The sequence below is a fragment of the Pseudonocardia ailaonensis genome (assembly GCF_039531635.1).
GTDB lineage: Bacteria > Actinomycetota > Actinomycetes > Mycobacteriales > Pseudonocardiaceae > Pseudonocardia > Pseudonocardia ailaonensis.
Window position 1 is genome coordinate 681,630 of sequence record NZ_BAAAQK010000005.1, and the last position, 13,600, is coordinate 695,229.

Here is a 13,600-nt window from a genome sequence, read left to right on the forward strand (position 1 = left end):
CGCGAAGGGAGTCCCGTGCTTCACTTGCAGAGATGCCTGGCCGCGTCGGGACTCAGTAGCGGATGGAAGCTGGACGTTAAGCGGGATCAAATCCCTCGAAGTCCTTCCCGGTGCGGCCGGGCTCCTTGCATTGTCACCGAGCAGGGATGATGGAAACCCCTGTGACGCGACCGTTCGCAATAGTCACCGCGACGGTTGACTCGGCGTCCTCGGAGTCTCTCCAACGTCGGACGGCCGAGGTCGGGATGCCCTCAGCGCGAGCAACTCGGGACACGGAGACTCCGTTGCCTAGCTGATGCAGCACGCGCAGGCGCCTCGCCAGGGGATACGGCCTCATGTCGATCTCCACGCCCGATCCCTGTTATGGAAGCTAGAGGTTAAAAGCCGGCCTCCTGCTGAGAGTATCGATGGCCGGGCCGCCGTCTAGCTGCCGAACAGACCAAGCGTCGATGATGTCCTCTGCGGAGGATGGTCGAGTTGCCAGCAATTTTGATGATCTGAAGGAGGCGTGGACCGAACTCGTAGCCCGCAGATCGTCATGGGTTTCTGCATTGCGCGGGTATGTCCAGTATCTCAGGCCCTGTGTGAGTGACCTGGATTTCGGTGAGCTGGCTGTTCAATGGTCTTGATCGGCGGACCGGAGCCGCTCGCGGACGGCTTCGACGTTCCAGCGCGTGTGGCCGCCCGGCGTCCGGAACTCCGGCTCGATAAGCCCATCGGCGATCCAGCGATGCACTGTGCGGAGGCTGACGCCGAGTTCCTTGGCGAGCTCGCCGCTGGTCAGTAGCCGGGCCACGACACGCACGCTAGGTGTCTGGCGTCGCGGTCTACGAGTTTCGTCGTAGTATGTCGTAGATTGGCGTACTTAGGAGGCGGGCGTGTCGGAGATCGTGTACTCGGTCCATGCCACGAAGCCGGACGACGTGGGTGGGATCGAGGTCGTGTTCGGGTCCGAGGGGGAGGCGCTGGAGTACGCGCGGTCTCGCTCGACGGACCACCGGGTGCTGTCGACCTCGGTCACGAGCTTTCGCGTTGGGCAGCTGGGTACGCGGAAGCCGGTGGCGTGGTTCATCGACGGAGCCGAGCAGCCCCGCTCGTTCACGCGCCGGCTGTATCCCGCCGACTGACCTGCCTCCGCTGCCGCGCCTAGGCTTGACCTCAACCGGCTGCGGCTCCGCCCATGACGACGAAATCGAGGTGCGCGATCAGCGACGCCGAGGCGACTCAGCCCGAACTCGACGACCCCTCCGTGGCACTGCGCGGCGCCGCGAAGGCGGTCCACATCCCGTACGAGCCGTCGAAGCTCGTTCGCTACGGCTCCAACGCCGTCTACCGGCTCCCCGACGAGGTCATCGCGCGGGTGTCGAGGCCGGGTGCGCCACTCGACGGTGCGCGGCGGCAGGTGGCTGTCGCGCGGTGGTTGGCGGCGGTGGACTACCCGGCGACGCGCGTCATCGACGTCGAGCAGCCGATCGAGGCCGACGGCAGGGTGGTGACGTTCTGGCGGTCGGCGACCGACGTCGAGGAGTACGCCCCACTCGACGAGGTGGGCTACATCCTCCGGGACTTGCACGCGTTGGAGAGCCACCCCGACGTCGAGCTCCCGGAGGTGAGGCCGTTCGGTGAGGACTGGGAGCCGCTCCCCGAGTACCCGGGCCTGGCTCCGGAGGACGAGGAGTTCCTTCGCGACAAGTACGAGTGGGCGCGACTGGTGTTCGATGCGCTGCCCTACGAGCTGGAGCCGGGCATCATCCACGGCGACGCGAACGTGGGCAACGTGCTGCTTGACCGCGACGGCGAGGCGGTTCTTATCGACCTCGACAGCATGGCGACCGGGCCGCGCGAGTGGGACCTGATCCAGACCGCACTCTTCTACGACCGGCTCGGCTGGCACACGGCGGAGGAGTACGCGGCCTTCGTCCGGGCGTACGGCCACGACATCCTTGGCTGGCACGCGTACACCGACCTCGCGGATATCCGCGAGATCGCCATGACGTCGTGGCTGAGCAAGCAAGCCGCGACGTCCGCGAAGTCGGCCAAGGAGGCCGCTAAGCGGATCGACGCGATCCGGACCGGCGGGAGTCGTCGCGATTGGTCTGCGTACTGACAGCGGCCTGCCAGAGTCGCCGCGAGTGCGCCTGCTCCGTGAAGTCGGCGAGCACGCGCGATCCGCGGAAACGTCCGAGCCGTTGGTGGAGCTCGACGACGTAGGACACGATCCGCCGGGACCGCAGCGCTTCGCCCTGGTCGAGAGCTCGCAGTGCGGTGAGAGCGCCTTCCTCGGGCTGACCGGCGTCGAACTGGGCTTGGGCAAGGACCATCGTCGCGAAGAAGTCGCTGCGCGCGTAGCTGCCGCTTGCGTCGGTGACCGCCTTCGTCGCCCAGTGGATGGCCTGTCCGCTGCGGCCGAGGTCGCGCTGGCAGTGCGCCAGCTCGGCGGCCACCTCCGCGTCGTCGACGTACTGCACCCACTCCGGACCGTGCCCCGGGACGTGCTGCTCGTACGCCGCGACAGCTCGGCTCAACGCCTGATCGCAGGCCATCGCGTCTCCCATGCGCGCGAGGGCGCGCGCCTCCATGAGATGGAAGTGCGCGTTGAGGATCGGCACGTTGAGCGAGGTCGTCCCGAGCAGTGCGGCTCGGGCGAGAGTGGCTGCCTCGGAGAAGCTGCCGAGGAAGGTGGCCTGATGGCTCATGGCGTCCAGGACGCCGGCGGCGAGCCCGTGGTCGTCGGCAGCGCCCGCCAGGCCCAGGGCCTGGATGAAGTAGCGCTGCGCGAGACCATGGTGTCCGGCGTCGTACGAGGCCCAGGCAGCGAGCTGGGTGATCTCCGCGCTCGCGGCCAGGAGGTCGGCGCGGGTCTCGGAGCCGGCGCTCGCTCGGAGGATGGCAGGGAGGTCCTCGCGCAGGTAGACGACGAGCGACCGCCGCGCGTGCCCGCCGCCGAACCTGTTGTCCAGCAACGCGAAACTCTCCCGCGTCTGCCGGACTCGGTCGACGTCCGCTGCGCCGATCCGTCGCGGCACGCGGTGCGCGGGATCCCGCGTCCTCACGACCCAGGAGAGCGACGACTGGCTCCACGCGGAGGGACTCACCGCCGAGTCGACGATGACGGCTGCCTGGTCGATGTCGGCCTGGAGGAGTGCAGCGAGCGTCGTCGCGGACGCGTCCGCGTTTACGGGGTAGATCAGGCCCAGGTCGGGGGAGATCGTCGCAACGCCAAAGCCCGCTTCGTCGGCGTGGACCTGCCGGGCGAGTTCCTCGCCCAGCACTTCGAGGACGCTCGCTCGCGTCGTCTCCTCCCGTGGCACGGACCCGTTGAGCCATCGGGTGACGTGGGTGTGCGTGACATCTCGCGTCACCCCTCGGCGGTGTTCGGCCGCGGTGACGGCGCGCGCGAACCGTTTGCGGGCGATCGTCCCGCTGGGGTCCACGAATCCGGCAGCACGAATCAGGGCGCTGAGCTGCTCGTTCGGCTCCACGGATCGCCCCCTCTGTGCCCCCGCGTTCGAGTGTGCCCCCTTGTGCGCCCTGTCGTGGCGCGTTGACGCAAGTCAGGGTGGGAAGCGTGAACGAGGAGCAGCAGCAGGCGGCCTCAGAGAGCGGTCTGACCTGCGAGGAAGAGCGTCAGGTGCAGGTGGAGCTAGATCGTCTCGCCGTCGATTTCGCGGCGTGGTCGGCGGCGTTCCTGACCCGGCTCGACGAGCTCGGACGAGGGCTTAGCGACGGATCTTCTTCTCGAGCTCGGAGACCCGGGCGTCGAGTTGGGTCATCGCCGAGTCGAGAGCCTCCCGAAGATCCTCGATCCGACGGGTGATCTCCGAGAACTCGGCGGAGGGCTGGGACGGTCCGGGCTCGCCCACGACGTAGACAGCCTTGCCGGGCTGCCCCTCGGCAAGCCCCTCGGCCTGGAGCTGCTTGATCGCGGCCCGGGCCACCGTGATCGAGACGTCGTAGCCGGACATCAAAGCGGAGGTCGACGGCAGCGGCTCGCCGATCGGGTACGTCCCGCTCGCGATCTTCGCCCGCAGGTCGTCGGCGACCTGTTGGTACTTGGGGCTCCTCGCCACCGGCCCGCCTTTCGTCGTCCGACGCATTGTGCCCCGTGTGTCGAGTTGTCCCCCGCGACACGCCTTATCCACCGCCCCGTAGCCAGACTAGGCGCTTCAGGTGCACCATATGCATATAGTGAGCCGAGGCGAGATCAGGAGGTCCGATGAGACAGCACGAGACTCCAGAGGAGGCGCCGCGCTTCTACAGCGTGGCGGCCACGGCCCGAATGCTGGGCATGTCCGAGATGACCCTCTACCGAGCCATCAAGGACGGCGAGTTCCCCGCGCTCAAGATCAGGGGACGGGTCGTGGTCCCCGCGCGGGCCCTCGAGGTCATGGCGGAGACGGCGGTGTCCGAGAGCCGAGCCGTCGATGTCGCCGACTGGACTTACGACGCGGGCGAGGTCCGGCGTGGACACGCGTGAGCTCTTCGAGGCTCTCTTCGGTCAGGACATCGATCCCGACTGGAAGGTCGACGCCGGCTGCCAAGAGGTCGGCACCGATCTCTTCTTCCCCGACGAGGGGGAGAAGGTGCCACACGTCAAGGCGATCTGCCGCGCGTGCGGGGTCCAGCCGGAGTGCCTCGCGACCGCGATCGCGACCGGCGAGGCCTACGGCATCTGGGGTGGCTTCACCCACCGAGAACGCCTCGGCCTCATCCGCGAGATGCGTGCCGCCGGCTTCGAGGTCCCGCGCTGGCGGAAGGCCCGGCGCTCGGCATGAACCGACAGGAGAAGTGCAGTGAGCAGCGCGGGCGTTCTGATCTTCCTTGCCGTAGTCGGTGCCGTCATCTGTGCGAAGGCGCGGGTTCCGGCTGGTGCGGTCGTCTTCTCGCTCATCGCGGTGGTGCTGTTCGTGGCGACCCCGGTGGGGCGGGACGTTCCCGCCGCGATCGGGAGCTTCTTCACGACGCTCGAGGACGCCGCGACCCCGGTGCTGAACGGCGAGGACTCCGATGCCGAGGGATGAGCACGACGGCGCGACGACGACACGACAGGAGGAGTGACCGATGACTACCGAGGAAGACCACCGATTCCACCGAGGTGCCATCGTCGACAGCATCCAGCGGGTCGCGATCGAGCTCTTCGGTGCGACGAGCGTCGAGTGCGAGCCGTTCCCCCAGGCTTCGTTCTGGGTGCGGGTCGTCGACGATCCCCTCGCCGGGGTCCGAGCAGCGGCGCTCGCCCTCTCCGTCGGACGAGCGCGCCTCTACGACTTCGCCTGCCAGGCCCGCTCGGTCGGGCGCACTTGGCAGGACATCGCCGACGCGCTCGGGATCAGCGACGACCACGGAATCCCGGCGGAGCTGGCCTTCGAGCTCGTGGTCGAGGGCAGCACGGCACACGCCCGGGCGGCGTGGCGCCCGACCGCCGGGTGGCCTTGCGGTGATTGCGGTCGGATCGTCGCCGACGGCGGGCCGTACGACGCGATCCCTGCCAACAACGAGACCGGGCATGACGAGGCCTGCCCGCGGCTGAGGCGAGCCCGGTGAGCGCGCGTAGGTGGCTGCTGGCGATGCTCGCCGTGGTCGCGGCGGCGGCCGCCGTGCTGTCGTTCGCCGCTCTGCGCGATCTCGCCCGGCAGTGCGGGTTCGACCCCCGACTGGCCTGGCTGCTCCCGGTCGTCGTGGATGCGGGCGCCGCGGCGGGCTCGATGGTGTGGTTGGGCGCCGAGGCCTCGGCCCGGGCCCGCCGATTCGCACGGGTCCTCGCTCTCGGCCTCCTGGTGTTGTCGGTCGCGGCGAACGCCCTCGGGCATGTTCTCGAGGCCTACCGGTTGGAGCCCGCCTGGTGGGTGGTCGTCGGCGTATCCGGGATCGCTCCCGCAGTGCTCGGCGCTGTCGTGCACCTCGCAGTCCTCGTCGGGCGGAGCGTGCCCACGCCCGAGATGCCCGAGGTCGATCAGGACCTCCACGACCAGGGCATGACGTGGTGGGACTCGGCTTCACCCGCCGAGCCCGAGCCGAGTGACCGCGCAGCCGCACTCATCGCCGACGGAATCGGCCGCCGGCGACTTGCCAAGGAGCTCGGGGTCACCGAGCACGAAGCCCGTCAGCTGCTCGCTGCCTCCCGGCAGCCGAACGGCAGTTCCGATCGATCCGAGGGGGAGTGATGACGTTCTTGCTGTTCGTCGTCAGTGCAGGCGGTGCTGCGCTGGCTTGGCGGCGCGGCGCACGGTGGATCGCCGGTGTACTTGCCCTGCTCGCGGCCCTCGCCTGCTGGCGCCTGATCGGGCACCTCGGGTGGTGGCTCGTCGGGGGCGGCGCGCTGCCCGTCTCCGCCGTCGGCTGGCACCTGTGGAGCCGCTCGTCGGCGCGGGTGGTGCGGTGGAGCGCGCGTTCCCGCCGCAAGTCGGGTGTCGCTTCCAGCATCGACATCGCCCGTTTCGCGTCCGCCACGGCGATGCGACGGAAGGCCGCCTTCGTCCGCCCCGAGCTGGCCGCCCTGCCGCGTTCCGAGCGAGGCCCGATCCGCACACTCGACGTCGCCGTGGCCCTGTGCCGAGTTGGCGCCCAGCGGGTCTGGGCCTCCGTGGAGGACGTGATCGTCCCCGTTGGCGGACCTCGCAGCGGGAAGACGGGGTGGATCGCGGGCAGGGTCATCGACGCGCCGGGCGCTGCTCTCGTCACCTCGACGAGGACCGATCTGCTGGAGCTGACGGCTCCGCTCCGGTCGAGCAGAGGACCGACCTACGTGTTCAACGCCGTCGGGTTGGGAAGCCACCCGTCGACGATCACCTTCGACCCGCTGACCGGCTGTAAGAACCCGGTCACGGCCGCCGAGCGTGCCGGGGATCTCCTCGTCTCCGGTTCGCACGGCGGCGGTGGTGACCGCGAGTTCTGGGATGCCCAGGCCCGTCGCGTCCTGGCCGCGTTCCTGCACGCGGCCGCGCTGGGCGACCTCAGCATGCGCGAGGTGCTCGGTTGGGTCACCTCGCCCGCGGAGGCGCAGCGCGAGATCGCCTCGCTCCTCCGCACCTCGCCAGCGCCGGACTACGCCGAGGACGCGACCCAGTTCGTCACCACCAACGATCGGACGCGGACGTCGATCACCTCGACGATCATGCCCGCGTTGGGCTGGCTGACCTCGCCCGCGGCGTCGGCCGCGGCGAGCGGCGAGCACCCCTTCGACGTCGAGGAGATCCTCGCCTCGAACGCCACCGTCTACCTCCTCGGGGCCGAGGAGACCCAGGCGGCGCCACTCGTGTGTGCGCTGACGGGATACATCGCCCGCGAAGCCCGTCGGTTGGCCGCGACGCGGTCGAGCGGGCGGTTGGATCCGCCACTCACGCTCGCTCTCGACGAGGCGGCGCTGATCTCCCCGGTTCCGCTGCCGTCCTGGACGGCGGACATGGGTGGCCGCGGGGTCACGATCATCGGCGCGTTCCAGTCCCGGGCCCAGCTCATCGCGCGGTGGTGCGAGACCGGTGCCGCGATCATCCTCAACAACGCTGCGGTGGTGATGGTGTTCGGCGGTACGCGCGACCGCGACGACCTGGCCTTCTGGTCCGCGCTCGCAGGCGAGCGGGACGAGCCGGTCACGACGACCGACCTGCACGGCCGCACGTTCTCTCGGACCGTGCGCAAGGTCCCCGTGCTGCCACTCGCGCAGATCGCGAACCTGCCGACCGGCCACGCCGTCGTCTACCGGCGCGGGATCCCGCCGGCCGTCGGCAAGGTGCTCATGGTCTGGCGTCGTCGGGACGTCCGTGCGCATGCCCGGGCCATCCGGGGCGAGCAGCGGTACTGCCAGCTCAGGGTGCGCCGGGACGTCGTTGTCGAGGCGCTGCTCGACTGGCTCGCCACCCGGGGGCCAGACCGCTACGGCGACTCAGCAAGTCGGTTCCGGGATGCGCGGGCCGATCGCCGCGACGAGGCAGCCCCTGCCGCCATCGACGCCGCCCCGAACGTCATCGCGCTGCCAGGGAGGCGGCCGTGAGCGACGCGGACGGAACGCTGACGGCCCTCGCCCGCGCACTGGAGCGGACCCAGCGGAAGGTGGGCGACTTGGAGACGCTGGTTCGCCAGCTCTCGGCCGACGTCACCCGGCTCACCCGGGCTCGCCCGCCCGCGGGAGACGAGACCGGCACGGCCGGGAGCGGTGTGGGCGGGTGGCTCGCGGCCAGGGATGTCGAAGCGGGTGCGACCGGGCTACGCGACCTCATCGACTGGGTCGAGTCCGTCTACCTCCGGTACCCGGACGGCGAGCTGCCCTCCTGCTGGCTGTGGCACCCGGTCGTCGTCGAGGAGCTGTGGTGGCTCCACGGTGCCCATTCCACCGCGTTCGACGACGAGGAGGGGTCCTGGCAGCGCATCGGCGACTGGCACGACCGCTTCCGCCCCGGCGTCGCGAGGCGACTGCGCGCCGCGGTCGGCAGCTGCGAACTCGCGCTCCACACCGCGGGAACCGATCTGCACGACGGCTCCGTCGTCCCGCTCGCCAACGCCGCGAGCGATATCGCTCGAGCCTGGACCACGAGCCGAGCACTCCCCGAACCCGACAGCCAGCAACTCGTCACCGCCGAGCGCCATGACCGAGCACAGCACCGCAGAGGCCACCGATGAGACACCACGGCAGAGATCAACTATTCAAGATCACGAACCTAGTCACACCTAGGCATCACGATCCGATGGAACTGCGAGTGCCGCCGTGCTGAGCCTCGCCGTGGGACACGACGTCGGCTACCTGACGGGCCCGGTGTCGGGCGGTCGCGAGGGCTACTACACCGGCGCTGTCGCGGCAGGGGAGCCCGCTGGGCTCTGGTACGGAGCCGGTGCGGAACGACTCGGCCTGGTGGGCGAGATCGACCCGGATCTGATCGAGGCCGTCTACATGCACCTCGCCGATCCTCGGGATCCGGCGTCGCGTTCACGGGCGACCTGGGGCGAGGCCGCGCTGCTCGCCGCTCCGCATCGCAAGTACCGCGCGGCCGAGGAGATCTACGGTGGCCTGCTCGCGGCCGAGCTGGATGCCGGTCCGGAGCGTCGCGCGGAACTCCAGACCCAGGCCGAGGCGTCCGCACGTCAGGCCGTCGCCTTCATCGACGCGACGTTCTCCGCGCCGAAGAGCGTGACGGTGCTCGGGGTCGCCTTCGAGCGTGCGGCCAACGACGCTCGCGCCGCGGGTGACCAGCAGGCGGCGGAGGCCTGGACGGCCCACCACCGGGCGGTCGAGGATGCCGTGCTCGCCGGTGCGCGGGCGGGCCTCGACTACTTGCAGGACGCGGCCGGCTACACCCGCGCAGGTCACCACGGTGGTGGCGGAGGGCGCTGGGTCGACGCCCGCGAATTCGTCGTTGCCCAGTTTTTGCAGCACGACTCTCGTGACCAGGACCCGCAGCTCCACGTCCACAACGCGATCCTCAACCGCGTCCAGGCAGCCGACGGCACGTGGCGCACCCTCGATTCCCGCACGCTCCACACCCACCGGGGTGCTGCGGGCGCCATCGCCGAGCGCGTCATGGAGTCGCACCTCGCGACGAGCCTCGGCGTGGAGCTGGCCACCCGGCCCGATGGACGGGCCCGGGAGATCGTCGGCATCGATCCCGACCTGATGGCGGTCTTCTCCTCCCGCCGCCACGCCATCACCACCCGCAGCCGGGAGCTGACCGACGCCTTCGTCTCCCGGTTCGGGAGAGAGCCGTCGGCGTTGGAGCGCACGCGCATCGCTCAGCAGGCCACCCTGGCGACGCGAGCCGCGAAGGAGCACGGCTCCGAGACGCTCGCCGACCGCCTCGACCGATGGGAGCGCGAGTCCCGTCAAGCCGTCACCGGCGGACTGCGCCAGGTCGCCGACGACGTCGTGGCCCGATCGCAGGAATCGGCGCCGGCGGAGGAGTGGTCGGTCCGGGACGTGGTGGAGCGGGCGATCGCGAACGTCTCGGGTTCGCGAGCCTCGTGGACCCGATCCGATCTCCTGCGCGCGGTGTCGGACGAGCTCCCGGGCGGGCTCGGCGCGTCGCCGGACGAGATCCGGCCGCTCCTCGAGCGGCTGACCGATGTCGCTCTGCAGCAGAGCATCCCGCTGAGCCCGCCGCCCATCGGTGACCTTCCTGTCGAGCTGACGCGCGCGGACGGCGAGTCGATGTTCGTGGCCCCGGGGAGTGCTCGGTTCAGTGCTCCCGCGCAGCTTGCCGCCGAGCGACTGCTGCGGCGCTCGGCGGTCACCCGGGGCGCACCCACCCTCGGTGATAAGGCCGCGGACGGAGTGATCCGTCGGTTCGCGGAGTCCGGGCACGAGTTGGGCGCTGACCAGGCCGCGGCGGTCCGGGGTGTCCTGACCTCGGGTGCGCGCGTGGAGGTGCTGAGCGCCGCCGCCGGGACGGGGAAGACGTTCACCGTCGGGGCGCTGACCGAGGCGTGGCAGGCGACCGGGCGCCGGGTGCTCGGGCTGGCCCCGTCGCAGGTCGCCGCCGACCTGCTCGTCGAGGAGGGCTTGCAGGCGACGAACACCGCGCGGTGGCTGGTCAACTCGGAGGCCACGATGCTGCCCCGCGACGGGGACCTGGTTGTCGTCGACGAGGCGGGCATGGCGACTACCGGGGATCTCGCGGAGATCGTCCGGCGATGCGACGCCGCCGGGGCCAAGCTCCTATTGGTCGGCGATCCGCGGCAACTCGGCGCGGTCGGCCCCGGTGGAGGCTTGTCGGACGTCTCCGAGCGCGGTGTCACCTACGAGCTCGGCGAGGTTCGCCGGTTCGCGGCGGAGTGGGAGCGCGCCGCATCCCTGGAGCTTCGCGGCGGCGAGGCCGAGGCACTCGGCGCGTACGAGCGTCATGGCCGGCTCGTCGGCTCAGGAACGCTGGAACAGGCCGAAGTGGCCGCCTCGCGCGCGTGGCTGGCGGACACCTTGGCGGGTCGCGACTCGGTGCTGATCGTCGGAGGCAACGATGCGGCCGCGCGCGTCAGCGAGGCTCTTCGCGGCGAGCTGGTCGAGCTGGGGCGTGTCGAACCGTCGGGCGTCGAGCTCGGTCTGCAGGGCACCGTCGCCGGACGCGGCGATCTCGTCCAGGCCCGCCGGAATGGCTGGGGCCTTCTCGGCTTCGAGGGCAACACGCGCGCACCCATCAACCGATCGATCTACCGGGTGAGCGACATCCGCACCGATGGCGGGCTCACAGTCGTCCCGACCAGCGGCGGAGATTCGCTGCAGCTCTCGGCCGAGTACGTCCGCGACCATCTCGCCCTCGCCTACGCCAGCACCGTGCACGCGACGCAGGGGCGCACGGTCGACACCTCGCACGCCGTCCTCGGCTCCGGGACCAGCGCGGAGGCGCTCTACGTCGCGATGACCCGCGGTCGAGAGGCGAACACGGCGTGGACGGTCACTCGCAACCTGGCGTCGGACGCACTGCCGGGTGAGACCTTCGAGACCGAGCCCCGCTCAGCTCGTGCGGTCCTGGGCGACGTCCTCACCGCAGCCGCCACCGACCGCACCGCCCTCGCCGAGCGAGAGCAGGCAGAGATCACCGCGCGCTCGACGCTCACCCACGCCGGACAGCTGGCCGAGGGCATTGCTCACGTGACGGCCGGGCGCATCGCCGCGACCCTCGATCGGCTCGTGAGCGACGGTGTCCTGCCGCCGCCGATCCGCGAGAGGCTCGCCGCGGACGAGGCACTATCCAGCCTGGACCGACTCCTGCGCACCGCGGAACTCGCCGGTCACGAGCCATCCGCTGTGCTGCGGGGCGCGGTGGAGGGCCGCGACCTGACCGACGCACGCTCGCCCGCCCAGGTCCTGCACCACCGCATAACGACGACCCTGCACGGGCGGCTCACACCGGAGATCACCTCGGCCGCCGACCTGGTCCCGGCCGACGCTCCGCAGGGTTGGACGCAGTGGCTTCAGGACCGTGCCGACGACGTCGACCGTCGCCGCCACGAGATCGGGGCGGAGCTGGCACACGAGCAGCCCGAGTGGGCTCGTACGGTTCTCGGTCAGGTTCCGGAGGACGCAGTCGAGAGGGCGGAGTGGGAGCGCCGAGCCGGCTGGGCCGGTGCGTACCGCGAGCTCGCCGGACACACTGACGAGCGCGATCCGCTGGGGGCTGCTCCTGCCGCCGGGTTGGCCGAGTCGTCGGCGATGTTCCGGGCCGCCCACAGAGCGCTCGACCTTCCCGACGGCGGTGCCGAGGAAGCCGACCTGAGCGACGGGCAGCTCCGGATGCGGGTCCGCGCCTACGAACGTGAGACGACCTGGGCACCGCGCTGGGTCGGCGAGGAGCTGGACCAGGTCCACCAGAAGGCAGCCATGACCGCTGCCGACGCTGAGATATGGGCAGCACGTTCGGAGACGTCGACAGACGAGCAAGAGCGCGGCCAGCTGAGCCACGACGCAGAGCAGGCGCGCGCGGAATCCGAGGTCCTGCGCGAGCAGGCCGTTGAGCTCGAGCAGGCGGATGAGGCGCGGTCGAAGTGGTACGTCCACACCGCCCAGACCCGCGATCGCGCCGAGCGGGCTCGTGTCGAGCTGGGTGCTCGCGGCGTGGATCTCGCTCACCCCGGCGACCGGGTCACGGCCGAGGAGTGGCTCGCCGTCCACCAGGCCGACCAACAGGTCGAAGACCGGCACCGGGAGATCAGCGAGCGCGACCTGGCGGTGGACGACGAGGACGTTGCCGATGTCGGCGCGGGGCCCGAGACGGGCATCGACGACCTGCGGGATCGAAGTGTGGCGGCGGACAACGAGCGAGCCGACCCGACGCCGGGCCGGATCCCAACCGTCGACGAGACCACGGCCGCCGTCGCCCGTGCCCAACTCGCCCTCGCGGAGATCGCCGCCCGGGACACCGCCGACGCCCAACGAGAGGCCGAGGAGACCGCGATGCGCGAGGAGACCGCATGGAACTCGTCGGAGCGAGAGGAGACAGCCGGATGGGACGCGGAAGCCGTCGCCGAGCGCTAAGCCGAGGCGACCTGATCCTGAATCGCTGCGATCCGATCGAGCAGCCGCCGGGACCGCTCGAGGGCGGCTCGCGCCTCCGCTCGGGCGGCGTGGCGCTCCTCGGGACCCCAGAACCGGTGTGGGGCAGCGGCCATCGCGGCGTCGACGAGCTCGCGCTCGGTGTCACGGACTGGGAGGTCGAGCGGTGGCTCTGCAACGTCGCCAAGCAGCCAGCGCAGGGTGAGCCGCACCCCGTCAGCGGCGTGAGGGGCGATCGGGAGAGGACAACGGTGGGGGACGCCCAACTCGTCGGCGAGCGTCCGCGCCGGCAGGGGCGCGTCGGGATGGACGATCTCGTGGGCGGCCCACATCTCGGCCCGAGCCAACTCCGCGGTCACCGGCCGCTCGGATCGGCCGGTCAGCGGGCCGTCACGTTCGCCGCGAACCCACTCCAGCGCCGCGACGACGCCGCGGGCGAGCGGGGAGCGTTCCTGGAGCGCGTCGGCGTAGGCGAGCCAGTGCAGGTCGGAAACTCCGCGCACGCGGGAACAGCCCACGGCGGCACGGCGGACTCCATGAGCCTGAGTATCCGGGTGAGGGCAACTGGAAGAGCCGGGGTGAGCTCCGTGCCCGGTGAGATCCTCCGTGCCGCGCTCTCTCACGCGG

15 protein-coding genes are annotated in these 13,600 nt (G+C 70.7%); 10 read left to right on the top strand and 5 right to left on the bottom strand.

Annotated elements, in window-relative coordinates:
• Window positions 1–133: 133 nt before the first annotated feature.
• Window positions 134–337: a helix-turn-helix domain-containing protein gene (locus tag ABD324_RS37195; RefSeq protein WP_425565844.1), complete on the bottom strand. Its 204-nt coding sequence runs from the start codon at window positions 335–337 to the stop codon at window positions 134–136.
• A gap of 279 nt (window positions 338–616) precedes the next feature.
• Complete coding sequence (locus tag ABD324_RS11950; protein ID WP_344415553.1) at window positions 617–796, bottom strand: helix-turn-helix domain-containing protein; 180 nt, start codon at window positions 794–796, stop codon at window positions 617–619.
• An 82-nt stretch (window positions 797–878) separates the two neighbouring features.
• Between ABD324_RS11950 and ABD324_RS11955 the strand changes: the two genes are divergently transcribed.
• Window positions 879–1,127 carry a hypothetical protein gene (locus ABD324_RS11955; RefSeq protein WP_344415554.1) on the top strand — a complete coding sequence of 83 codons (249 nt, stop codon included), beginning with the start codon at window positions 879–881 and terminating at the stop codon, window positions 1,125–1,127.
• A 53-nt stretch (window positions 1,128–1,180) separates the two neighbouring features.
• Window positions 1,181–2,107 carry an aminoglycoside phosphotransferase family protein gene (locus tag ABD324_RS11960; RefSeq protein ID WP_344415555.1) on the top strand — a complete coding sequence of 309 codons (927 nt, stop codon included), beginning with the start codon at window positions 1,181–1,183 and terminating at the stop codon, window positions 2,105–2,107.
• On the opposite strand, the gene ABD324_RS11965 is transcribed toward ABD324_RS11960, so the two are convergent.
• Together ABD324_RS11965 and ABD324_RS11970 are read right to left on the bottom strand one after the other, a co-directional pair.
• Window positions 2,049–3,482 carry an NsdA family TPR-like regulatory protein gene (locus tag ABD324_RS11965; RefSeq protein WP_344415557.1) on the bottom strand — a complete coding sequence of 478 codons (1,434 nt, stop codon included), beginning with the start codon at window positions 3,480–3,482 and terminating at the stop codon, window positions 2,049–2,051. The two genes, ABD324_RS11960 and ABD324_RS11965, sit on opposite strands and share 59 nt — an antisense overlap.
• A gap of 237 nt (window positions 3,483–3,719) precedes the next feature.
• On the bottom strand, window positions 3,720–4,070 hold the full coding sequence (locus tag ABD324_RS11970) for a winged helix-turn-helix domain-containing protein (protein WP_344415559.1): 351 nt from the start codon (window positions 4,068–4,070) through the stop codon (window positions 3,720–3,722).
• Between the two features lie 146 nt (window positions 4,071–4,216).
• Here ABD324_RS11970 and ABD324_RS11975 point away from each other — a divergent pair, with 146 nt between their 5' ends.
• The 8 genes from ABD324_RS11975 to mobF all read left to right on the top strand — a co-directional run bounded on the left by ABD324_RS11975 (window position 4,217) and on the right by mobF (window position 12,955).
• A complete protein-coding gene (locus tag ABD324_RS11975) occupies window positions 4,217–4,477 on the top strand; it encodes a helix-turn-helix domain-containing protein (RefSeq protein ID WP_344415561.1) in 261 nt (86 codons plus the stop codon).
• Entirely contained in the window at window positions 4,464–4,775 is a 312-nt protein-coding gene (locus ABD324_RS11980) for a WhiB family transcriptional regulator (RefSeq protein WP_344415563.1), read from the top strand. Before ABD324_RS11975 ends, ABD324_RS11980 begins: the two co-directional genes overlap by 14 nt.
• 18 nt (window positions 4,776–4,793) lie before the next feature.
• The gene (locus ABD324_RS11985) at window positions 4,794–5,021 is read left to right on the top strand and encodes a hypothetical protein (RefSeq protein WP_344415565.1); all 228 of its coding nucleotides are present in this window, start codon (window positions 4,794–4,796) and stop codon (window positions 5,019–5,021) included.
• A 40-nt stretch (window positions 5,022–5,061) separates the two neighbouring features.
• Window positions 5,062–5,544, top strand: coding sequence for a hypothetical protein (locus ABD324_RS11990; RefSeq protein ID WP_344415567.1), 483 nt, complete (start codon window positions 5,062–5,064; stop codon window positions 5,542–5,544).
• On the top strand, window positions 5,541–6,164 hold the full coding sequence (locus ABD324_RS11995) for a DUF2637 domain-containing protein (RefSeq protein WP_344415569.1): 624 nt from the start codon (window positions 5,541–5,543) through the stop codon (window positions 6,162–6,164). Before ABD324_RS11990 ends, ABD324_RS11995 begins: the two co-directional genes overlap by 4 nt.
• The gene (locus ABD324_RS12000) at window positions 6,164–7,990 is read left to right on the top strand and encodes a type IV secretory system conjugative DNA transfer family protein (RefSeq protein WP_344415571.1); all 1,827 of its coding nucleotides are present in this window, start codon (window positions 6,164–6,166) and stop codon (window positions 7,988–7,990) included. Before ABD324_RS11995 ends, ABD324_RS12000 begins: the two co-directional genes overlap by 1 nt.
• On the top strand, window positions 7,987–8,616 hold the full coding sequence (locus ABD324_RS12005) for a hypothetical protein (protein ID WP_344415573.1): 630 nt from the start codon (window positions 7,987–7,989) through the stop codon (window positions 8,614–8,616). Before ABD324_RS12000 ends, ABD324_RS12005 begins: the two co-directional genes overlap by 4 nt.
• 85 nt (window positions 8,617–8,701) lie before the next feature.
• Complete coding sequence (gene mobF, locus ABD324_RS12010; RefSeq protein ID WP_344415575.1) at window positions 8,702–12,955, top strand: MobF family relaxase; 4,254 nt, start codon at window positions 8,702–8,704, stop codon at window positions 12,953–12,955.
• On the opposite strand, the gene ABD324_RS12015 is transcribed toward mobF, so the two are convergent.
• Window positions 12,952–13,491 (bottom strand): hypothetical protein, encoded by a 540-nt coding sequence (locus tag ABD324_RS12015; RefSeq protein ID WP_344415577.1) that lies wholly within the window; start codon window positions 13,489–13,491, stop codon window positions 12,952–12,954. The genes mobF and ABD324_RS12015 overlap by 4 nt on opposite strands.
• Window positions 13,492–13,600 lie beyond the last annotated feature (109 nt).